We start from the raw sequence: 21,876 nt of genomic DNA on the forward strand, positions 1-21,876 counted from the left end.
GGGCGCGCCCCCGCGTCCGTCTTCCGCGCGTGGAATGCTGCGTCTCCCGCGGCACGCCGCCGGTCTGCGCCATGGCGGCGCCGATCCCGTGCCGAGACAGCGTCCGGGGCCGTGCGTGCCCAGCACGGCCGCTACGTTCGGCCGACGTACACCCCGAGAAAGAGAACCGCATGCCCATCAACCGCGTCACGATCGTCGGGAACCTGACCCGCGACCCCGAGCTGCGCGGCCTGCCGTCGGGCGGGTCGGTCTGCTCCCTCCGCGTCGCCGTCAACGAGCGCCGCAAGGACGCCTCCGGCCAGTGGTCGGACGCCCCGAACTTCTTCAACGTCACGATCTTCGGCAACTCGGCCGACAACGCGGCGAAGTTCCTGACGAAGGGTCGCCAGGTCGCCGTGGACGGCCGCCTGCGGTGGCGCGAGTACCAGGACCGCGACGGCAACAAGCGCGAGGCGATCGAGATCGTCGCGCAGGAGGTCCAGTTCATCGGCGGCCGCGAAGGCGGCGGCGGTGGCGGCCAGGGTGGCGGCTACGGCGGCCAGCAGGGCGGCGGAGGCGACGACTGGGGCGGCAACGGTGGCGGCGGCCAGCAGGGCGGCGGTGGCGGCGGGTTCAACGGCCCCGGCACGGCCTACCCCGTCGACCAGGGCGACTTCGGCGGCCCGAGCAGCCCGCCCCCGAACCAGGGCGGCGGCCAGCAGGGCGGCGGCGACAGCTGGGGCAATCAGCCCCCGCAGGGCGCGCCGACGCCGACGCCGGCGCCGGCTGACGACGACATCCCCTTCTAGCGGGTACCCCTGAGGCGCACGGGGGCGCGTCGCATCTCGGCACGCGCTTCGCGCGGCAGTACTCGCGTACAGCTCTCGCTCCGCCCGCACCGACCTGCTCGGCCCCCGTGCACCTCAGGAGCACCCGCACCGATGTCCACCACCGCGCCGCCCCGGCCTGCGGGGACGTGGCATCCTTTCCTGTCCTGCTGAGGGGCGTGGCGCCGTGCCACGCCCGGCACGACAGAATCGAATCTGATCCGCATGCCTGAAGCAATCCTTCTCGCCGACGTTCCGCAGCTCGGCTCCAAGGGCGCCGTGGTCGAGGTCTCCAAGGGGTACCTCCGCAACTACCTGCTGCCCCGCAAGCTCGCCGCGCCGGCCACCAAGGCCCTCCTCGAGGACGCCCAGCGCGTCGCCGCCGCGCACTCGCGCCAGCGCGCCGAGGCCGTCGGCCTGGCCCGCGAGCAGGCCGACACGCTGACGAACACGGTGCTGACCATCCAGCACCAGACGGGTGAGGACGGGCGCCTCTTCGGCTCCGTCACGAACCAGGACATCGCCGACGCCATCAAGGAGGCGCGCGGCATCGACGTCGACAAGCGCAACGTCCGCCTGGCCGAGCCGATCCGCTCCACCGGCACGTTCGTCGTCGACGTCGAGCTCACCGAGGGCGTCATCGCGAACGTCAAGACCATGGTGGTCACGGAGCGCTAGACCGCTCCCCCGGCGCCCCGCGCGCCGGACCCGCAGCACCCTCGACGGCGCCGGTCCCCCCGGCGCCGTCGTCGTTCCGGGACACCGGCGCGGCCCCCCAGCGAGCCGCGCATCCCGCGGGCTGGCCGACGTGCGCGGCGCGCTGCCGCCTGCGGCCCGGGCGCCCCGCCCCGTCAGGGCGCCGGGCAGACCGGGGCGTCGGCCCGCATCCGCGCCAGCACGTCCGCCAGGCGCGGGGACTTCGTCGGCAGGAAGTCGTCGGGCTGGTCGTCCGGCATCCGCCGGTCCGCCAGGAACGCGAAGTACGCCAGGCGGCCCGAGGGCGCGTCGGCGGGACAGGCGCGCAGCTGCGCGACCGTCGCCTGCACGGCCTCGTGGCTCAGGAGCTGGCCGTACGCGGGGGCCGTCCCGGGGCGGGTCCACGGGAACCGGTTGTGCGGGGGCAGCAGCACCGCGAGCGACTGGGCCACCACCAGGGCCGCGACGAGACCGATCGCCCCGCGGCGCAGCCACGGCGGCACGGTCCACGCGTCGCCGCGCCACACGGAGACCACACCGGCGAGGGCGAGCGGGATCAGTGCCGCCTCGAGGGGGACGAGCACGTAGAGGCTCGTCCCGACCTTGACCGACGTCACCCAGGTGCCCGCGGCGCCGACGGCCAGGGCGACGCTCGTGCGCAGCTGCGCCCGGTCCGCCGGCCACGCCGCCGGCCGCGCGAGCAGCGCCACCGCGCCGAGCCCGACGCCGAGCAGCGTCCACCCGGACTGCACGATCGTCCCCGGCAGCGCGCCCCAGGCGTGCAGGCCGCTCTGGCCCTGCGCGAGCACCGTCTGCTCCCACATGGCGACGCCGAAGAGGGCCGTGTAGACGACGGCCTGGGCGGCCACCGCGCCGACCAGCCAGCGGAGCGTGCGGCCCCGGTCCGCGGCCACGAGGGCCACGAGCAAGGCGGGCAGGGCGAAGGGGAACTTGACGAACACCGCGAGCGCCAGCAGCACGCCCGCCACCGGCGCGGTGCGGCCCCGCGCCGCGGCGACCGCGCCGCCGAGGAGGAACGGCAGGCCGACGAGCTCGGGCAGGTACACCCCGTGCTGGTTGACGGCCCACGGCAGCGTCACCGCGAGGACCGGCGCCAGCGCCGTCGCGACGGAGGAGCCGGTCAGGCGGCGCGCGGCGATCCCGGCACAGACGCCGCCGGCGACCTGCAGGAGGCCCATCCAGGTGTGGACCGCGTCGAGCGTGCTCGAGACGGCGAGCGCCGGCACACCGGCGTAGAGGGTGATCGGCGGCTGCGCCCCCACGAGCCGGCCGTAGAGGTCGTCCCCGTGGAGCAGGAGCTGCGCCGTCAGGGTGTAGACGCCGTCGCTCTGCCCCCAGAGCGCATCGCCCCGCAGCAGGGTCTGGCCCACGGAGAACAGGACGGCGACGGCCGCGCCGATCCAGAGCGCCGGGTCACGCAGCGCGGATCCTTCCGGCCGGGACGGCGGAACCTCGGGACGCGCACGCACGCGAGCTATCTTAGGTCGTGACGCCTGAGCGTCCGGATCCTCCGGGAGCGGACGCGAAGAACCCGCTCGGAGCGCACGACGCCGCCCGGGCGGCCGAGCCCCGCTGCTAGCGTCGTCCCTCGCCACATGGCCTCTCAAGACGACCACGACATCCCGCCGTTCGACGACGCCTCCTACGGCGCGGGCGACGACTCGTCGCACTACGGCCACGGCGACGGGGACCTGGGCTACGACGACGGCGACATGTCCGCCCCGATCGGCCCCGCCCACGTCCCGCCGCACGACCTGCACGCGGAGCAGGCCGTCCTCGGCGCGATGATGCTCTCCGAGCAAGCCCGCTACGGCCTGACGGTCGAGGACGGCCTGAAGGGCGAGGACTTCTACGCCCCGCAGCACCAGGTCACGTACGAGGCGATCCGGCAGCTCTACGCCGAGAACCACCCGATCGACTCGATCACGGTCGTCGAGCAGCTGCGGCGGTCCGGCACGCTCGACGAGGCCGGGGGCCGCGAGGCCGTCTGGCAGCTCACGGCGGCCGTCACCGAGGTCGCCGCGCTCCCGCGGCACGCGCAGATCGTCCAGGGCCTGGGCAAGCTCCGCCGGCTGCTGCAGGCGACCTACGAGATCCAGGGCGCCGTCCTCAAGGGCGACAACGACCCCGCGCTGATCGTCGAGCAGGCCCAGGGCCTGGTCTTCGACGTGTCGGAGGACGAGGACAACAAGGGCCTGCGCTCCGTCTCGTCCTTCATCGACGACGAGGTCAAGCGGCTCGAGGAGCTCGAGAAGGAGGGGCGCGACATCACGGGCCTCGAGACGGGCTTCCGCGACCTGGACAAGGAGACGGCCGGCCTGCAGCCGGGGGCGATGGTCGTGCTCGCCGCGCGTCCCGCCATGGGCAAGTCGGCGTTCGTCACGAACCTCGCCGAGAACGTGGCGCTGCAGAACAAGGGCGCCGTCGCCCTGTTCTCGCTCGAGATGCCCGAGCGCGAGCTGCTCCAGCGCGTGCTCGCCTCGCAGGCCGCGATCAAGGGCGACGATGTCCGCAAGGGCCGCATCGGCGACCGCTGGCCCGACGTCCTCGAGGTCGCCGACCGGCTCGCCCAGGCGCCGCTGTACATCGACGACAGCTCCGACATCGGGATCATGGAGATCCGCGCGAAGGCCCGCAGGCTCCACGCGAGCCACCCGCACGGCGTCTCGCTGGTGATCGTCGACTACCTGCAGCTCATGCGGGCGGACGGCCGGGCCGAGAACCGCGTGCAGCAGATCGGTGAGATGTCGCGAGGGCTGAAGATCCTGGCGCAGGAGCTGTCCTGCCCGGTCATCGCGCTCTCGCAGCTCTCGCGTGGCGTCGACGCGCGGCCGGACAAGCGGCCCCTGCTCTCCGACCTGCGTGAGTCGGGGAACATCGAGCAGGACGCCGACCTCGTGATGTTCCTCTACCGCGACGACTACTACAACAAGGAGACCGCGGAGCCCGGCGTCGCCGAGCTGATCATCGCCAAGAACCGCTCGGGCCGGACGGACACGATCCGCCTGCTGTTCCAGGGCGAGTTCCCGCGGTTCCTCACGATGGCGCAGCCGTCCGCGGGCATGGGTGGCCCGCCGGGCAACTTCTCCGGTCCCCCGATGTCCGCGCCGGCCCCCGGCGGCCCGCCCGTCGGCGTCGGCGGCGGACCTCCTCTGCCCGGTGGTGGCCCGCCGCTGCCGAGGACCTAGCCCGTGCGCTGCCCCTACGGCGTCTGCGACGGCTCCGGCTGGACCGTCGACGAGCGCACGCGCACCGCGACCCAGTGCCGCTGCATGCCCGAGCAGCGCGCCGCGCGCGTCGCGGGCAGCCTGCGCGCCCGCATTCCCCGGGAGTACCAGGACGCGTCCTTCGAGCACTCGAACGTCAGCGGCATGCCGCGCGACGCCGTCGCCCGGGTGCGCCGCTACGTCGACACGCTCGACGAGCGCCTCGCGGCCGGGGACGGCCTGTGGATCTCGGGCTCCATCGGCACGGGCAAGACGTGGCTGGCGATGCTCGTCGCCCGCTACGCGATCGAGCGCGGCCAGGCCGTCGCGGTCTACTCCGTCCCGCGGCTGCTGTCCGAGATCCGTCGCACGTACGACGGCGAGGGCACCACCACCCTCGACCTGCTCGACCAGCTCACCGAGGTGACGCTGCTCGTGCTGGACGACGTCGGCACGGAGCGCACGAACCCGTGGGTGCTCGAGCAGCTCTACACGATCATCAACGAGCGCTGGCAGGAGCGCCGGGCGATCGTCCTGACGACGAACCTCGACCCGATGCAGATGGAGGCCCAGATCGGCGAGCGCGCCGTCTCGCGCCTCGTCGGCATGTGCGAGACGGTGCTCGTCGACGGCGTGGACCACCGGCAGCCGACGCCCGGCGCCGATCGTCCTGCCGGGCCGGCGCACCACCAGCCCGTCGCGCCGCGCTTCGCGCCCGGCGTGGATCCGGCGAGCCTGCTCGGCCCGCCGCCGCCCTTCGACCCCCGCGACGCCGGGCCCGCGTGGGACGGCGGCGCCGGCACCGGCGCGCATGCCGCTCCTGCGTGGGACGGACGGCCGGTCGGCCAGGAGCCGGCCCCCGCGTCCGACCACCGGCCGGGTGGCGACGACGCCGGCGAGCTCCCCCCGTGGAACGCCCAGCAGGGGGCGACCGGGCCGTCGGCCCCCGCCACGTTCGGGGCGGACCCGCGCGACCTGCGGCGCCCCGAGCGGCGGGTCCACGGCGAGTCCGACGGCCGCCGCCGGCCCTAGGCGCACGGAGGGGCCCGGTGGGTGAGGGGCCCGGCCGGGTACCCTCTCCCGGTCATGCCAGGCATCGTGATCGTTGGCGCCCAATGGGGCGACGAGGGGAAGGGCAAGCTCGTCGACCTCCTCGCGGAGCGCTCGGACGTGGTCGTCCGCTTCCAGGGCGGCAACAACGCCGGCCACACGATCGTGCACGGCGACGTGAAGTACGCCTTCCACCTCGTGCCGTCCGGGATCCTCTACCCGGGCACGACGTGCGTGATCGGCAACGGCGTCGTCGTCGACCCCGAGGTGCTGCTGGGCGAGCTCGCGCAGCTGGGCACGCAGGGCGTCGACTCCTCCGGGCTGCGCATCAGCCCGAATGCGCACGTGATCATGCCGTACCACAAGTTCCTCGACGTGGCGGGCGAGACGCGGCTGGGCAAGAACCAGATCGGCACCACGAAGCGCGGCATCGGCCCCTGCTACGCCGACAAGGCGCTGCGCCTGGGCATCCGCATCCAGGACCTCCTCGACGAGGCGATCCTGAAGAAGAAGATCGTCGCCGCGATGGAGCCCAAGACCCGCTCGCTGCGCCCGTGGGAGCGCGACCCGGAGCTCGACCTCCAGGCGATGACGGAGAAGTACCTCGCCTTCGGTCACCGGCTCGAGCGGCACATCACCGACACGGCCGCGCTCCTGTGGGACGCGCTGGACGACGGCGGCAACGTGCTCTTCGAGGGCGCGCAGGCCGCGCTGCTCGACATCGACCACGGCACCTATCCCTTCGTCACCTCGTCCAACCCCGTCGCGGGCGCGGCGGCCGTCGGCTCCGGCGCGGGCCCGAAGGACCTCGACGAGATCTGGGGCGTCGTCAAGGCGTACTGCACGCGCGTCGGCGCCGGCCCGTTCCCGACGGAGCTCGACGGCCAGCTCGCCGACGACCTGCGCGAGAAGGGCGGCGAGCGCGGCACCACCACCGGGCGCGACCGCCGCATCGGCTGGCTCGACCTCGTCGCGCTGAAGTACGCCGCGCGCCTCTGCACGCTCGACCAGCTCTGCATCACCAAGCTCGACGTGCTGTCGGGCCAGGAGACCATCAAGGTCGCCACGCACTACCGCACGCAGGACGACGCACTGCTCGAGCGGTTCCCGTACCACCAGAGCGTGCTGCACCACGTGACCCCGGTGTACGACGAGCTCCCCGGCTGGCAGGAGGACATCTCGTCCTGCCGCACGCTCGAGGACCTTCCGCAGGCCGCCCGCGACTACCTCGACTACATCGAGGAGAAGAGCGGCGTGCCGATCGGCATGATCGGCGTGGGCCCGGGCAACGACGAGATCATCTGGACCGAGAAGGGCCGCGCGTCGGCCAGCGGCAAGCTCACCGTCTGAGCCGCGGGGGCGCCGCCGGGGTGGCGGCGGGTCCCGTCTCGCCGCACCGGGGCGGCCGCCGGGCCGTCCGGGGGCGCGCCGTTCAGCGCAGGCGGTCGGCGTCGGGCACCGGCCCCGCGTCGCGCGCCGGGACGCCCATGACGCGACGGCCCTCGGGGACGTCCTTCGTGACGACGGCGCCCGCGGCCACGAACGCGTCGGGGCCGACGGTGACGCCGGGGACGAGCGTCGCGCGGCCGCCGATCCGCGAGCCGCGGCGGATCGTGGCACCGGCCAGCGGAATGCCCGCCGGATCGGGGCTTCCGTCCTCGAGGAGGAGCGGCCGCCCCATGCGGTCGTCGTTCGTCGTCAGGACGCCGGGGCCGAGGAAGACGTCGTCCTCCACCACGCTGCGGGCGGTGACGTAGACGTCGGTCTGGATGCTCACCCGCGCCCCGACCGTGACGTCGCAGTCCACCGTGCTGCCGCGGCCGACGACGGTGCCGGGGCCGACGGCGGAGCGCTCGCGCACGAAGGTCTGGTCGCCGACGATCGCACCCGCGCCGATCGTGGCGCCGCGGGCGAGCACGGCGTGGGCGCCGATCGCGGCGCCCTCCTCGACCACGAGGCCGGGCAGCGGGTCGCCCGAGGCGGCGGCCGAGCCGGCGCGCAGACGCGGCGGCTTGCCGAGCACCGCGTGGTCGCCGACGACGACGCCCGCGCCGAGCGTGGTGCCGGGGTGGACGACGGCGTGGGCCCCGATCTGGGCGCCCGGGCCGAGCGTCACGTCGTGGTGCAGCACGGCGTGGGGGCCGACGATGGCGTCCTCGCCGATGACGCAGCGCGCGTCGATGACCGCGTAGGGGGCGATGCGGGCGCGGGCCTCGACGCGGGCCTCGGCGCCGATCATCGCCCCGGCGCCCGCGGAGGCCTCGGGATCGGCCTGGGCCGACGGGTGCATCGTGGCGCGGGGCGGGCGTCGGGACATGCGCCAGAGCGTACGCGGCGGCGACGGCTAGGCTCCGTGGGGTGAACGACGCCGTGCCATCCGACGCCACGTCCCTCCGGCCGCTCAGGGCCGCCGTGGTCGGCCTGGGGATGATGGGCCGCCACCACGCCCGGCTGCTCCAGACCGCCCCCGTCGTGTCCTTCGCCGGGGCCGTCGACCCGGGCGGCGACCGCCACGGCGCGGTGGGCGACCCCGCGCTCGTCTTCCCGACGGTCCACGCGCTCCTCGCGGACCCGGAGCGGCGGCCCGAGATCGCGATCGTCGCCGTGCCCACCGAGGAGCACGTCGCGGCGGTGCTCGAGCTCGCCGACGCCGGCGTCCACGTGCTGGTGGAGAAGCCGCTGGCGGAGTCGCCCGAGCGCGCCCGCGAGCTCATCGACGCGGTCCGCGCCGCCGGCGTCCACGGCGCCGTCGGCCACGTCGAGCGCTGCAACCCCGCGCTGCGCGAGCTGCGCCGCCGCGTGCTCGGGGGCCAGCTCGGCCAGGTGTTCCACATCGCGACGGAGCGGCTCGGTCCGTTCCCGGCGCGCATCCGCGACGTCGGCGTGGTCAAGGACCTGGCGACGCACGACCTCGACCTCGTCGGCTGGCTCGGCGGCGCGGGCGTCACCACGCTCTCCGCGCAGACGCAGCACCGCATGAACCGCACGCACGAGGACCTCGTCAACGTCGTCGGCCGGCTCGAGAACGGCACGACGTTCACCACCATGGTCGACTGGCTGTCGCCCACGAAGGTCCGCCAGACCCGGGTGCTCGGGGAGCGGGGGATGCTGGTGGCCGACACGCTGACCGCCGACCTGACCTTCTACGCCAACGGCGAGGTCTCGAGCGAGTGGGAGGCCGCGCGCACGCTGCGCGGCGTCTCGGAGGGCGACGTCACCCGCTACGCGCTGGCGCGCCGCGAGCCGCTGCTCGTCGAGCTCGAGGGCTTCTGCGCGCTCGTCCGCGGCGACGAGGACCCCGCCGCCGTCACCCTCGAGGAGGGCCTCGCGGCGGTCGACCTGGCCGACGCGGTGCTCCGCTCCGCCGCCGCGCAGGAGACGGTGCGGGTGCTGCCGCTGCGCTCCACCCACGCGGAGTCGCTGCTCGCGCCGGGGGTGGGCGGGGACCCCTTCGCCGGCCCTGACGGACACGCGCGGCGCGGGGCCGATGCCCTGCCGGCCGCAACCCGGACGGAGGACGTCGCATGAAGGTGGTCGTCGTCGCGCTCGGCAAGATCGGGCTGCCCCTCGCCGCGTTCGCGGCCCTGAAGGGCCACGAGGTGATCGGCTGCGACATCGACGAGGGCGTCGTGCGCCAGGTCACCGCGGCCCACGAGCCGTTCCCGGGCGAGACCGGGCTGGCGGAGACGCTGCGCAGCGTCGTCCCCTCCGGCCTGCTGCGCCCGACGACCGACACCACGGGCGCCGTGGCCGAGGGCGCGGACCTGATCCTGCTCGTGCCGCCGCTCGTCGTCGACGCCGACGCGAAGCCCGTGTGGACCGCCGTCGACGGGGCCCTGAAGGCCGTCGGCGAGGGCCTGCGCCGGTCCCGGGAGGAGCGCGGCACGACGGCCGGGCCCGAGGGGACGCCGCCCAGCGTGGTGGTCGAGACGACGCTGCCCGTCGGCAGCACGCGCGGACGGGTCGCCCGCCTGCTCCAGGAGGCCAGCGGCCTCACGGAGGGCGTCGACTTCCACGCCGCCCACAGCCCCGAGCGCGTCTACTCCGGCCGGATCTTCCGCGACCTCGAGACGTATCCGAAGCTCGTCGGCGGGCTCGACGCCCTGGGCGAGGCCCGCACGGCGGAGCGCTACCGGCGGCTGCTCAACGGCGAGGAGGACGCCGCCGACCCGCCCGTCGACGGCGTGCCCGCCCCGCGTCGCCCCGCGTCCGACGCGGTCGAGGTGCGCGAGCTCGGCGGTGCCGAGGCCGCGGAGCTGACGAAGCTCGCCGAGACGACCTACCGCGACCTGAACATCGCGTTCGCGAACGAGCTGGCGCAGCACGCCGACCGCATCGGCGTGGACGTCGACGGCGTGATCGCCGCCGCCAACTCGCAGCCGTTCAGCCACATCCACCGCCCCGGCGTCGCCGTGGGCGGGCACTGCATCCCGGTCTACCCGCGGTTCTACCTCGAGGGCGACCCGGGCGCGACGCTCCCGGCCGCCGCCCGCGTCGTGAACGAGTCCATGCCGGCCTACGCGGTCGGGCTGCTCGCGGACCTCGTCGGCGGCGCGCTCAAGGGCCGGCGCGTGCTGATCCTCGGCGCCGCCTACCGGGGCGACGTGAAGGAGACCGCCTTCTCCGGCGTCTTCGGGCTGCGTGACGCGCTGCACGACGCCGGCGCCACGCCCGTCGTCCAGGACCCGCTGTTCACGGACACCGAGCTCGGCGACCTGGGGTTGGACCCGTGGGACGGCGGCCCGATCGACGCCGCGATCGTCCAGGCCGACCACACGGACTACCGCGACCTCACGCCCGCCGACCTGCCGGGCGTCGACGCGGTGATCGACGGCCGCGACCTGCTCGACGTGGATTCCTGGCGGGCCGAGGGCGTGCGGATCCGCCGCATCGGCCGCGACGGCGTCCGCCGGGGCTAGGCGCTGGGCCCCCCGCAGCGCCGAGGGGGCCGTCGCCGTCTACCGTCTCGTGATCTCGTGAGCCGCGTCACGATCCTCATGCTCTCCGTGAACGAGGCGCCGCTGTTGCGGCACTCGCTGCCGGCCGCGTGCGCCCAGGGGGCCGACGAGGTCGTCGTCATCGACAACGCGTGCACGGACGCGACCCCGGAGCTGTGCGAGCGCTACGGCGCGCGGCGGCTGCGGCTGACCCGCCGGCGCGGCTACGCGGCGGCCATGAACGCCGGGATCGCGGCGTGCGGCGGCGACTGGATCCTCTGGTGCAACGCCGACTGCGTGCTCGAGCCGGGGTTCCTCGAGGCGCTGCGACCACACCTCTACAGCCCGACGCTCGGCGCGGTCGTCCCGCGGCTCATGCGCGCAACGGGCATGGAGCCGCAGGACCGCCTGGACGAGCTCGACGCCGCCGGGCTGACCATCGACCGCCGGCGCCGCAAGGGCCTGGTCGGCCACGGCCTGCCGCCCGAGCGGTTCTCGCGCACCGGCCCGGTGTTCGGCGGCGACGGGGCGTGCGTGCTCTACCGCCGGGAGTGCCTCGACGAGTGCGCCATCGGCCTGGAGGTGCTCGACGAGGACATGGGCCTGTGGGCGACCGACGCCGACCTGGCCTGGCGCGCCCAGCTGCTGGGGTGGGAGGCCCGCTACGAGCCGCGTGCCGTGGCGTGGCACAAGCGCTTCTCCAGCCCCTCGACGCGGGCGAGCGTCGACGCCGCGCACCTGCGCCTGCAGTTCCGCAACCGGCTCTTGATGATCGTCAAGAACGAGACCGCGGTCGGGTTCCTGCGGTCGTGGCCGTCGATCCTGGGCTCCGAGGTGCTGGCGTTGAGCTGGGCGGTGCTGCGCGAACGGTTCCTGCTGGGCGCGTACCTCGACGTGCTGCGGGGGCTGCCCGCGGCACGCCGGCGCCGGCGCTGGGTGCAGAGCCACCACCGCGCCGCCAAGCGGGGGCGCACCGTCGCCGCCCGACGGGGCCGCGGGGGCGAGGGTCGGCGTCGCGGCGGCCGCTCGACGGCGCCGCCCTTCGGGATGCTCCCGCCCGGCCCGCCGGCGCCGGTGAACGACCTGCCCGAGGCCGAGCCCGCGGCCGACCGGACCCAGCCCGCGGGCTGACCGCGCCGGTTGCTCCGTCCGCGCGCGTGGCGGCCGACCGCCGCGCGACGACCGCCGGCCCGCCGCCGCTGACCGACCGCCCGGCGACGGGGTACGGCGCACGCGCACCGGCCCGCGTGGTCTGATGTGCGCGCGTGCGTCCCGCCGTCCCGAGCCTGTGCGTCGCCGTGCCCCGGTGCGCTCACGGTCGTCCCGTCCCGCCCTGCCCCGTCCCGGGTGACCGCGGGAGCGACCGTCCATGACCCTCCCGGGACGATCGCCCCTGCCGCGCCCCGGCCGCCACATGGCGGCGCGCCTGCTGCTGAGCGGCCTGCTCGTCGTCGTGCTCAGCGCGTCCGCCGTCGCCGGGGCCATGACCTGGCTGGCGGGGGAGAGCACGAAGAAGCTGCGGACGTTCCGGCCGCACGAGGCGCCCGTGCTGGACAAGGAGCCGGCCGGCCGGCCGCAGACGATCCTGCTGACCGGCCTGGACCACCGCTACGGCCAGGGGAAGGGGATCCCCGACCGCTCCGACACCATGATCCTGCTGCGCCTGGACCCGGACGCGAAGGCCACGACGATCCTCTCCCTCCCGCGCGACCTGCGCGTCGCGATCCCGGGGCACGGCGACGCGCCGCAGAAGCTGAACGCCGCGTGGGCGCACGGCGGCGCCCGCGTCCTGACGCGGACGCTCCGCACGAGCCTGCTGGGCACCCGCGCGCGGCCGTTCCGGATCAACGAGGTCGTCTCGGTCCGGTTCGACGCCTTCGCCCAGGCCGTCAACCACTTCGGCTGCCTCTACACCGACGTCGACCGGCGCTACCTCGTCCCCTCGGGCGCCGGCTACGCCGAGATCGACCAGCTCGCGGGCTACCAGCTGCTGTGCGGGCAGGACGCGCTGGCCTACGTCCGCTCCCGGCACGCCGACAACTCCGTGGTCCGCGAGGCGCGCCAGTCCACCTACCTCTCCGAGGCCCGGGGGCAGATCGACGTCGGCGGCGAGCTGACCCGCAGCGGGGGACTGCTCGACGCGGTCGGCAAGTACGTCACGACGAACGTCAGCGGCGGCCGCGAGCTCCTCGGCATCGCGCGGCTCGCGGTCAACGTGACGGACAAGCCGACGAAGCAGGTGGTCCTGCGGACGACGCTGGCCACGGACGGCAGCGGCGACGTGCTGACCACGCCGGCCGCCCTGGCGCGGGCACGCCGCGAGTTCCTGCGTCCCAAGGCGGTCCGGCGGCCGAAGCCGCCGGCGGCCAAGCCGAAAGGGGCGCGGCGTGCGGGCGGGTCGAGCCGACGGCCGCGGCGTGGCACCCGCGCCGCCACCCCGCTGCCCGCGACGATGACCCGGGACGCCGCCGGCGCGAACGTCGCCGCCGCGGCGGTGCGCGCCCAGGCGGGACGCGTGCCGGTGCTCGTGCCGGCGGCCCGGCCGTCGCGCGGCGGCTGGGTCCCGGACATGTCGCGGGGCTACACCATCCTCTCCAAGGACCGCCGGCCCCGCTGGGCCGCCTACCGGATCGTCGGGAGCACCGACCGGATCGGCGAGTACTACGGCGTCGAGGGCACAGCGTGGAAGGACCCGCCGATCCTCAAGCTCGTCGACGATGCGGTCCGCCTGGCCGGCCGCACGTGGCGGGTGCAGTACGACGGCGCGAAGGTCCGCCGCCTGCTGTGGCGCGCGCCGACGGGCACCTACTGGATCACCAACACGCTGACGAACGACCTCTCCGCGCGCGAGATGTACGCGCTCGCCCGCACGTTCGGCCCGGCGACGGCGGCGGGCTAGACCGTCCTCCCGGCGCCCGGGCCTGGGCGCCGTCGCCCCTCGACCTGGACCTCCCCGCCCGTCGTGCTCGGCGTCCCCGCTCGTCGACCCGGCCGTCGCCGCCCGATGGACCTACGCGTCGCCGCCCGTCGACCGCGACGGCCCGAAGCGGATCGTCATGTCACGCAGCACGCTGGAGAACAGTGGCCGGCCGCGGCCGACGAACGCCAGGGGCGAGTCCGGCGGGAACGACCACTCCGCGCGGGCGAGGCGGACGCGGGCGAGCGCCTGGACCTCGGCGAACGTCGTCCGCCCGTCGAGCGTCTGGGCGGTCGGCATCGGCACGCGGCGCCAGCCCGGCAGCGGGGCGCCCTCGCGGGCCCGGACGCCGGCCAGGGTCGCGCCGTCGCGGGTGGCGGTCGCGGTGATCCGCCGACGCCCGGCGCCGTCCTCGCCCCAGGACTGCTCGAACTCGGCGAGGCCCTTCGGGATGCCCCACAGCGCCCGGCCGCCGGCGACGGAGGCGGGGCTGTCGACCCAGATGTGCGGGATCGTGGCGAACGGGACGACGCCGCGCCGACCCACCGCGGCCACGAGCAGCTCGTCGTAGGAGAGGACGCTGCCCGGTTCGTAGCGGACGAACGCGGTGAACAGCAGCCCGTGTCGCCCCCGCGCGACGAGGTCGACGTCCGCGGGCACGTACCGGTCGACCTCGCGGCGCAGGTCGCTGCCGTCCACGCGCCAGAGCGTCATGAGCATGCTGCCCCCGAGGTGCCAGGGCTCGGGCGGGTAGGCGGCGGGCACGTCGGGGCCGGGGGAGCTCACGCGGCGATCCTACCCCTGACTGGCCAGCCAGCCAAGGGACGCGTCCGAGTGCCGTTCTGCTGGCCGTTCGGGCGGAGGCCGCGCGGTGGGCTAGCCTGCGGCCGTGTCCGCGCCGCTCCTGCTGTTCGACCTGCCCTGGCTGCTCTACCGCGCGCACTTCGCGCTGCCGTCGAGCATCAAGGGCGCCGACGGGGAGCCGATCGGCGCGCTGCTCGGGGCGGTCCGCGCGATCCTCGCCGAGGTCGAGGAGCACGACCCGGCCGCCGTCTGCTGCGCGATCGGCGCGGAGGACGCGACGCACCGCACCGCGCTCCTGCCCGCCTACCACGCGCACCGCGACCCGATGCCCGACGCCCTGCGGCGCCGCTGGGACCAGGCCCCCGCGCTCTGCGAGGCGTTCGGGTGGGCGATCCGCGACGGCGGCGAGCTCGAGGCCGACGACGTCATGGCGACCCTGGCCCGCAGCCGCGCATCGCACGGCGGCCGGGCGATCATCGTCACGGGGGATCGCGACCTGCTGGCCTGCGTCGACGAGCACGTCGTGGTCCGCCGGCCCGCCGGCAAGGGCCCGGGGCTCGTGACGATCGACGAGGCCGGCGTGATGGAGCAGGTCGGCGTGCGGCCGGAGCAGGTGACCGACCTCATCGCCCTGCGCGGCGACCCGTCCGACGGCATCCCGGGCGTGCCCGGTGTCGGGGCGAAGACCGCCGGGCGGCTGCTCGCGAAGCACGGGGACCTCGAGGGCGTGCTGCGCGCCGCGGGCGCCGACGGTCCCGACGGCGAGCCCGGGGGTGACCCGCAGCTCGGCGACGGCTTGACGCCCCGCCTGGCCCGGGTGCTCCAGGAGCACGCCGACGACGCCCGCCGCGACCGTGCGGTGGCGCAGCTCATGACGATCGAGGTGGAGCCGGTGCCGGACGCCCGGACGGACCGCGAGGGCGGCGCGACCGCCGCCGAGGCGCTGGGCATGGACCGGCTGGCGAAAGACCTGCGGGCCGCCTGACGCCCGACGGCGACCCTCACGCCCCCGGCGGCGGACTGAGGCGGCCCGGACCCGCCCGGTCTCGCGGGGCCCGCCCGGGACGGGCGACCCTCACGCCCCCGGCGGCTCCGGGGCGGCCCGCTGCACCGGGGCGTCGGCGTCGCTCGCGGGGTCCGCGGCGGGGGCGGCCGGCGGGACGGGCGCGGTGTAGACGTCGTGCAGCCGCTGCGCGTAGGCCTCGACGTGCCACCGCTCGGCGGACGTGCGGCAGGCGTCGGTCATCAGCGGCCCGTTGCGCAGCGCCCAGATCACGCCGTGCGCGAGCGCCTGGGGATCGTGCGGCGGAATAAGCCGGCCGGTCACGCCGTCGCGGACGACCTCGACCAGGCCGTCGACGGCGGACGCGACCACGGGCACGCCGAGGGCGAGCGCCTCGGCGGCGACGGTGCCGAACGGCTCGCGCTCCGACGGCACGACGAGCACGTCGACGTGGCGCAGCAGCCCCGCGCCGCCGGGCTGCCGGCCCCAGCGCTCGACGCCCGTGGCCTCGGCTCGCCGGTCGACGAGCCGGGTGTAGTCGGCGTCCGCGTCGGGCGGGTCGTCGCCGATCACCACGACCCGTACGCGGGGCACGGCGATCCGCACGCCCTCGGCGGCCGAGACGAGGTCCAGGGGACCCTTCCGCCGCGCGATCGGCCCGAGGAACGCGACCACGGGCCGGCCGTCCGGGGTCCAGGGCGGGTCGACGGGCGCGGGGTCGGGATCGATCGGGCGGCCCGTCACCGTGACGTCGCGGCCCAGCGCGGCGGCCACGGGGGCGGCGCAGGCGGCGGAGTCGGCGAGCAGCGCGTCGGCCTGCGCCCAGGACGCGGGCACGCGGCCGATCACGTCGTGGACGTGCACGACGCTGCGCGCCCCGAGCGGTCCGGCGGGGCCGCGCTCGGCGTGGCGACGCAGCCGGCCGCCGCGCAGCGCCGCCGCGGCGACCAGGCCCGTGCCCCGCAGCGCGGGGAGCAGCCGTGCGGGGACGGCGCCGTCGAGGTGCACGACGTCGTGCCCGGCGGCGAGCGCGCGGAACGCCCCGTAGCCGGCGAGCGCGGCCGCGCCGCGGCCCCGGCCCGGGCCGCCGACGGGCTGCGCACGCCACACCACGCCGTCCGGCGCCTCGGCCGGCCGACGGCCCGTGGGGCCCGTCATGGTGATCCGCCAGCCCCGCCGGAGGAGCGCCGGCGCGGCCCGCAGGAGCGCGAGATCGGCGCCACCCGGCCCGTCCACCGCGTGCACCACCAGGAGCGAGGGCATGGGGGCCAAGGCTAGTCCTCCGGAGAGGGTCGCGTGCACGGTCGCGGAGCACCGGTAGGGTGCGGTGGCCGTGAAGGTCCTCCTCGACACGAGCTACGCCCTGCGCGGGAGCTCGGGAACGGCCGTCTACGTCGAGCGCCTGCAGGCCGCGCTCGGCGAGCTCAACGTCGCCGTGGTGCCCGTGGCCGACACCCGCCGGGGCGCACCCGTCGCCGGCGGCGGGTGGCGCAGCATCCGCAACCACGCCCGCGACCGCTGGTGGCTGCAGGTCGGCCTGCCGCGCCTGGCGGTCGAGCACGGCGCCGACGTCGTGCACCACCCGCTGCCCGCGACGTTCCGCCCGCGCGGGGCGGCCACGGGGATCGCCCAGGTCGTCACGGTCCACGACCTGGCGTTCGAGGTGCTCCCGGAGTGCTTCGACCCGCGCTGGGCCCGCTGGGCGTCGGCGCACCACCGCGCGGCCGCGCTGGCCGCCGACGCCGTCGTCGCCGTCTCCCGCAGCACGGCACGCGAGATGCGCGAGCGGTGGGACGTGCCGGCCGACCGGATCGTCGTCGCGCCCCACGGCCCCGGTCAGTGGCAGGCCCGCGAGATCCGGCACGGCGCGACCGTCCGCAGCCCCTCCGTCCCGCTCGCCCGCCCGTACCTGCTCTACGTCGGCGACGACGAGCCGCGCAAGGACCTGCCGACGCTGCGCGCCGCGCACGCCCGGCTGCGGGAGCGGATGGGCGAGGCCGCGCCCGACCTCGTCCTCGCGGGCCGCATCCGCGACCCCGAGCGCACCCCGCCGCCCGGCCCGGGCGAGCGGCGCGTCGAGGAGCCCGACCGCGACGCGCTCCTGGCCCTGATGGACGGCGCGCTGGCGCTCGTCCACCCCGCGCTGCACGAGGGCGTGGGCCTGACGCCGCTGGAGGCGATGGCGCGCGGCGTCCCGGTCGTCGTGGCGAAGTCGCCGGCGCTCGACGAGACCTGCCGCGACGCCGCGGAGTACTTCCCGCCGCGCGACGTCGACGCGCTCGCCGACGTGCTGCAGGCGCTGACGGCGGACCCGCGCCGCCGCGAGGCCCTCGCGCTGGCCGGACGCCGCGTGGCGGGCGACCGCTCGTGGACCCTGGCGGCCCGGCGGCACGTCGAGGCCTACACGCTCGCCCGCGGCCGGGCGAAGGCCCGCCAGGAGCAGGGCCCCACAGCCGCCACACCCCGGGCGGAGCGGGCACCCGCCGGGTCCTGAGCGCCGGGACCGGCGGCAACCCGACGCCCGCGGCACGAGCGCGCCGCCGGCCGCGTGCCTACCGCGTCGCGACCCGGAAGCTCACCGCACGGCTGTAGCGCCGCTTGCCGCCGTCCACGGAGGCCAGGCGCACGCCGCGGTCGCCCGTGCGGACGGTGACGGTGGTCGAGAGGAATCCGTGGGACGTCGTCCGCAGGGTGCGGCGCTTGCGGTAGCCGCCCTTCGCCGCGCGGATCTGCAGCTCGACCTGGCGCTTGCCCGTGCCGGGCCGGACGCGGGCCCACAGCGGCATGCGGCGCTGGCGGCTCACCGTGCGGTCCGGGACGAAGAGCGCGACGCGGTAGGCGTCGAGCGCCGGCTTGGCCTGGCCCTCCCGGCCCGAGCCGGGGCCGAACCGCAGCCCGGTCTGGAAGGAGGATGCCCACCGGCCGCTCTTCGTGGCGCCGCGGATCGGCGCGTCGTCGTAGAGGAGGAACTGCGAGAGGGCGCGCACCCGCGGGTTGCGCCACGCGATCCGCTCGACCTCGTTGAGGTACTCCGCCTGCTTGGCCGGCGAGACGCCGAAGCTGTCGGGCGGGTCCGTCTGGTACCCGAACTGCGTCAGGTAGAGCGGCAGCCGGCTCCGCTCCACGCCGTACCGGGCCATGATCCGGTCGAGCTGGTCCGTGAGCAGGGGCAGGTTGGCGGCCGTGACGTAGTCCTTCGGGCGGTCGGGGACCGTGGTCGGTGAGGCGGTCAGCTCGTAGGGGTGGTGCGCCCAGCCCGTCAGGGAGAACAGGGCGGGGTTCTGGGCGACGAACGCCGCCGGGTCCGGCGTGGCGGGGCAGCCGACGGCGGTGGCCTGCTCGCCCGTGAGCAGCTGCAGGTCGTCGCCGAGGCAGTAGAGGCGACGCGTGAAGACCATGGGCGCCATCGCGTTGGAGGTCGCCGTGACCTTGGCGGCGCCCTTCGGGGCGGTCTCGCCGACGAGGATCGTGTCGGTGGCCGGGGCGTGGCCCGTCGCCGCCAGGGCCGTCCAGGCGGCGCCGACGAGCGCCCGGTACTGCTGGGGCGAGGCTGGCACCGCGTCCTTGCCGACACCGCGCCACTGCGGGGCCAGCCAGGCGCCCTGGTTGGGCTCGTTCCAGATCGACCAGTGGTCGATGCGGGGCAGGGGCGCGGTGGCGCCCGCGGGTACGTAGGAGCCGCTGTAGCGCTTGCCGAGCGCGGTGACGAAGCCCGCGAACTCCTCCGGGGCGGGGTTCGTGACGCTGTTCAGGCGGTCCTCGAAGAACCCGGAGCCGGCCCACTTCGGTCCCGGCGCGGTCGGGTTGAGGCCGACCGTCATGCCGCGCTGCCGGATCGCGGCGATCACGCCGTCCAGGGTCCGCCAGCTCTCGGCGGGGTACGCCGCAGGGTCGGTGGGGTCGAAGCCCGCAGGACGGGCGTCGCCGCCCGCGTCCGGCGCGAACCGGTTCCAGAACGCCGTCACGCGGATCCGTCGGGCGCCGAGGGCCTTCGCCTCGTCGAGGGTCCGGTCCCGCACCTCCGTGTCGGCGGCGAGGATCCGTGGGTCGTCCTGGAACATCGACTCCAGGCGGCCGTCGGCTGACGCGCCCGCCGCGGGCAGGGCCAGCAGCAGCACGGCGGTCAGGGGAAGCAGGCGACGCATGCGGCCAGTCAAGCCGATCCCGGCCGCGGGTGTCGCGGTCCCGGAGGGCCTACGGCTTGGCGGCGCCGGCCGCCGGGGCGGGCGTGGTCGCGGCCGGGGCACCCGCGGCGGGGGCACCCGCGGCCGGAGCGCCTGCGGCGGGTGCGCCTGCGGCGGGCGCGGGCGCAGGGGCGGCCGCGCCGGGCTGGCCCGCCGCGGCGGCGGCGTTCGGGTCGACGCCCTCCTCGGCCAGCTTCTCCTGGGCCAGCTGCCGGGTGGCGCGGACGGCGATCTCGTTGGCGGTGCGCAGCGTCGGGGCCATCTTCAGCGCCACGCCGGCGGCGCGCAGGGCGCGTTCCGGGTCCTCGGCGACGCCGATCTCGAAGCTCGCCAGGAACTCCCACGAGGCGGGCGCGGCCGGCTCGATCGCGACGGCGTCCGTGTAGATGCGCCGCGCCGCCGGGATGTCGCCCTGGGCGATGCGGACGCTGGCCAGCGCGTAGCGGGCCTGCATCGAGAGGGGGTCGAGGTCGACGGCCTGCTCGGCCTGGCCGCGGGCGGTGCGCAGCAGCTCGGCCCGCTTCGGACCGGTCGCGAGGGTGGCGTCCGAGACGGTGGCGCGCGCGTCGTCGGCGGCCCGGTCCGCCCGCCACGGCTGCAGCAGCGAGAAGACGGCCACCGCGGTGACGACGAAGGCGACGGCGGCCGCGCCGGTGCGGGGGGTCAGCAGGCCGAGCCGGGGCCGCACGCCCACGCCCCCGCCGGCGAACGCCGCCTCGGCGCCGCGGCCGACGACCCAGCCGGCCAGCAGCATCGTCGGCAGCGCCACGCCGGGGACGAACCACGTCCAGTCGGCCATGGAGGTGACGGCGAAGGTCGCGACGACGGCGATCGCGGCGGCGATGCCGTCGCGCTCGGCGGTGCGCGTGCCGGTCTTGAGCGGTCCCCACAGGCCGACGGCGCGGGCGGCCGCCGCGATGAAGGCGAGCGCCAGGGCGAGCTGGGCCAGCATCCCCGTCCAGCCGAGGTCGCCGAGCGTCTGGGGGATCCAGCCGTGGGCGTGGCGGGCGACGGCGCCGTTCTCGCGCACGCGGGACTGCACGGCCCCGAACCCGCCGGCGCCGACGCCGTGCAGCGGCTGCGCCTGGTAGAGGTCCAGCCCCTGGCGCCAGTAGTTCGAGCGTTGCGACTCGACCGCGGTCAGGCGGGAGGGGTCGCCGGACGGCTGGGAGACCGTCGGGTCGGTGAGCTGCGTCCAGGCGTTCGAGACGCTGCCCGTGAGGCCGCGCTCGCTCGTGGCCAGCACGCCGACGCCCGCGAGCGGGATCAGCGAGACGGCCACCGCGACGGTCACGCCGAGGCGCCGGCGCTCGACGGGCAGCATGCCGGTGAAGACGGTCGCGAACTCGATCACGAGGCCGATCGCCAGCAGGAAGAGGAGGGCCGCGACGAGCAGCACGCCGAACTCCGCGCCCGCGACCTCGCGGGCGGCGATGACGACCTTGTCCGTCGAGAGGTCGGCCTTGGCGAACGCCCAGATGGCGACGAAGCCGCCGCCGAGGACGCCGACCACGAGGATCAGCAGGCTGTGCAGGCGGCGCGGCGCCAGGACGATCCAGACGACCGCGCCCAGCGCGGCGGCGGCGAGGCTGCCGCGCGAGTAGGAGAGCAGCAGCGTCAGGACGGCGATCGCGGCGACCGGGTAGGACAGCGCGTTCAGGGGCCGGTAGCCGTCGCGGCGGGTGCCGAGCCACAGGGAGAGCACGAGGCAGAACGCGGCGATGGCCCCCAGCGCGTTCCAGTAGCCGATGGGCGCCTGGAGCCGGGCGAAGACCTGGTCCGGCGGCAGGTCGGCGGGGAAGACCTTGGCGCCGAGGCCGAGGATGCAGACGATCGCGGTGCCGAGCAGCAGGCCGCCCAGCGGCGCCTGCCACCGGCTCGGGGCCAGCCGCGCGGCGGCCGCGCCGCCCGCCATGGCGGCGACGTAGGTCAGCGTGCGGTTGGTCTCGAACCACGAGGCGTCGGGCGAGACCGACCACGAGATCGAGAGGCCCGTGAGGGCGACGACGAGGGCGGCCAGGAGCAGCGTCCCGGCGCCCCACGGGCGCGAGTGCCGCGGGGACCACAGCGCCGAGGCCACGCACAGCAGCCCCGAGAGCACCGTGACCGCGAGCAGGGGCGGCGTGGTGACCGAGACGACGGAGCCGGTCTTCGCGCCGAGGACGACCCAGACGAACAGGGCCGCGACGAGCAGGACCCAGGGCGTGTCGCCCAGGAGCACGCCCGGTAGGCGTCGGCGACGTCCGGACGTC

Annotated in this window: 17 protein-coding genes; 11 read left to right on the top strand and 6 right to left on the bottom strand. The window is 76.1% G+C overall.

What is annotated here, in order from left to right; translation table 11 throughout:
- Positions 1 to 170: 170 nt before the first annotated feature.
- Both F593_RS24535 and rplI read left to right on the top strand, forming a co-directional pair.
- Positions 171 to 788, top strand: a complete 618-nt coding sequence (locus tag F593_RS24535; RefSeq protein WP_022928893.1) for a single-stranded DNA-binding protein — start codon at positions 171 to 173, stop codon at positions 786 to 788.
- 243 nt (positions 789 to 1,031) lie between these two features.
- Positions 1,032 to 1,484 carry a 50S ribosomal protein L9 gene (gene rplI, locus F593_RS0111465; protein WP_022928894.1) on the top strand — a complete coding sequence of 151 codons (453 nt, stop codon included), beginning with the start codon at positions 1,032 to 1,034 and terminating at the stop codon, positions 1,482 to 1,484.
- 173 nt (positions 1,485 to 1,657) lie between these two features.
- Here rplI and F593_RS0111470 read toward each other — a convergent pair whose 3' ends face one another.
- Complete coding sequence (locus F593_RS0111470; RefSeq protein ID WP_022928895.1) at positions 1,658 to 2,992, bottom strand: hypothetical protein; 1,335 nt, start codon at positions 2,990 to 2,992, stop codon at positions 1,658 to 1,660.
- A gap of 126 nt (positions 2,993 to 3,118) precedes the next feature.
- Here F593_RS0111470 and dnaB point away from each other — a divergent pair, with 126 nt between their 5' ends.
- The 3 genes from dnaB to F593_RS0111485 are packed head-to-tail and all read left to right on the top strand — an operon-like array spanning position 3,119 to position 7,129.
- A complete protein-coding gene (gene dnaB / locus F593_RS24540; protein WP_022928896.1) occupies positions 3,119 to 4,711 on the top strand; it encodes a replicative DNA helicase in 1,593 nt (530 codons plus the stop codon).
- 3 nt (positions 4,712 to 4,714) lie between these two features.
- Positions 4,715 to 5,761, top strand: a complete 1,047-nt coding sequence (locus F593_RS28245; RefSeq protein WP_022928897.1) for an ATP-binding protein — start codon at positions 4,715 to 4,717, stop codon at positions 5,759 to 5,761.
- 54 nt (positions 5,762 to 5,815) lie between these two features.
- Complete coding sequence (locus F593_RS0111485; RefSeq protein WP_022928898.1) at positions 5,816 to 7,129, top strand: adenylosuccinate synthase; 1,314 nt, start codon at positions 5,816 to 5,818, stop codon at positions 7,127 to 7,129.
- 82 nt (positions 7,130 to 7,211) lie between these two features.
- Here the strand turns inward: F593_RS0111485 and F593_RS0111490 are convergent, their stop codons facing one another.
- The gene (locus F593_RS0111490) at positions 7,212 to 8,096 is read right to left on the bottom strand and encodes an N-acetyltransferase (protein ID WP_022928899.1); all 885 of its coding nucleotides are present in this window, start codon (positions 8,094 to 8,096) and stop codon (positions 7,212 to 7,214) included.
- Positions 8,097 to 8,137: 41 nt separating this feature from the next.
- Between F593_RS0111490 and F593_RS24550 the strand changes: the two genes are divergently transcribed.
- From F593_RS24550 to F593_RS0111515, 4 genes are all read left to right on the top strand, one after another.
- On the top strand, positions 8,138 to 9,307 hold the full coding sequence (locus tag F593_RS24550; protein WP_022928900.1) for a Gfo/Idh/MocA family protein: 1,170 nt from the start codon (positions 8,138 to 8,140) through the stop codon (positions 9,305 to 9,307).
- A complete protein-coding gene (locus tag F593_RS0111500) occupies positions 9,304 to 10,698 on the top strand; it encodes a nucleotide sugar dehydrogenase (protein WP_022928901.1) in 1,395 nt (464 codons plus the stop codon). Before F593_RS24550 ends, F593_RS0111500 begins: the two co-directional genes overlap by 4 nt.
- 57 nt (positions 10,699 to 10,755) lie before the next feature.
- Positions 10,756 to 11,847, top strand: a complete 1,092-nt coding sequence (locus F593_RS0111505; RefSeq protein WP_022928902.1) for a glycosyltransferase family 2 protein — start codon at positions 10,756 to 10,758, stop codon at positions 11,845 to 11,847.
- Positions 11,848 to 12,085: 238 nt separating this feature from the next.
- Entirely contained in the window at positions 12,086 to 13,615 is a 1,530-nt protein-coding gene (locus F593_RS0111515) for an LCP family protein (protein WP_157251744.1), read from the top strand.
- A gap of 111 nt (positions 13,616 to 13,726) precedes the next feature.
- On the opposite strand, the gene F593_RS0111520 is transcribed toward F593_RS0111515, so the two are convergent.
- Positions 13,727 to 14,419, bottom strand: coding sequence for an acetoacetate decarboxylase family protein (locus tag F593_RS0111520; RefSeq protein WP_022928905.1), 693 nt, complete (start codon positions 14,417 to 14,419; stop codon positions 13,727 to 13,729).
- A 103-nt stretch (positions 14,420 to 14,522) separates the two neighbouring features.
- Between F593_RS0111520 and F593_RS24555 the strand changes: the two genes are divergently transcribed.
- Entirely contained in the window at positions 14,523 to 15,422 is a 900-nt protein-coding gene (locus F593_RS24555; protein ID WP_022928906.1) for a 5'-3' exonuclease, read from the top strand.
- Positions 15,423 to 15,512: 90 nt separating this feature from the next.
- Here the strand turns inward: F593_RS24555 and F593_RS28250 are convergent, their stop codons facing one another.
- Positions 15,513 to 16,703, bottom strand: a complete 1,191-nt coding sequence (locus F593_RS28250; protein ID WP_022928907.1) for a glycosyltransferase — start codon at positions 16,701 to 16,703, stop codon at positions 15,513 to 15,515.
- A 70-nt stretch (positions 16,704 to 16,773) separates the two neighbouring features.
- Here F593_RS28250 and F593_RS28255 point away from each other — a divergent pair, with 70 nt between their 5' ends.
- Entirely contained in the window at positions 16,774 to 17,934 is a 1,161-nt protein-coding gene (locus F593_RS28255) for a glycosyltransferase family 4 protein (RefSeq protein WP_169449187.1), read from the top strand.
- 58 nt (positions 17,935 to 17,992) lie between these two features.
- Here F593_RS28255 and F593_RS0111540 read toward each other — a convergent pair whose 3' ends face one another.
- Both F593_RS0111540 and F593_RS0111545 read right to left on the bottom strand, forming a co-directional pair.
- Positions 17,993 to 19,585: a hypothetical protein gene (locus tag F593_RS0111540; protein WP_022928909.1), complete on the bottom strand. Its 1,593-nt coding sequence runs from the start codon at positions 19,583 to 19,585 to the stop codon at positions 17,993 to 17,995.
- A gap of 49 nt (positions 19,586 to 19,634) precedes the next feature.
- Positions 19,635 to 21,845, bottom strand: coding sequence for a tetratricopeptide repeat protein (locus F593_RS0111545; RefSeq protein ID WP_157251746.1), 2,211 nt, complete (start codon positions 21,843 to 21,845; stop codon positions 19,635 to 19,637).
- Positions 21,846 to 21,876 lie beyond the last annotated feature (31 nt).

The organism is Patulibacter americanus DSM 16676, assembly GCF_000420025.1.
Classification (GTDB): domain Bacteria; phylum Actinomycetota; class Thermoleophilia; order Solirubrobacterales; family Solirubrobacteraceae; genus Patulibacter; species Patulibacter americanus.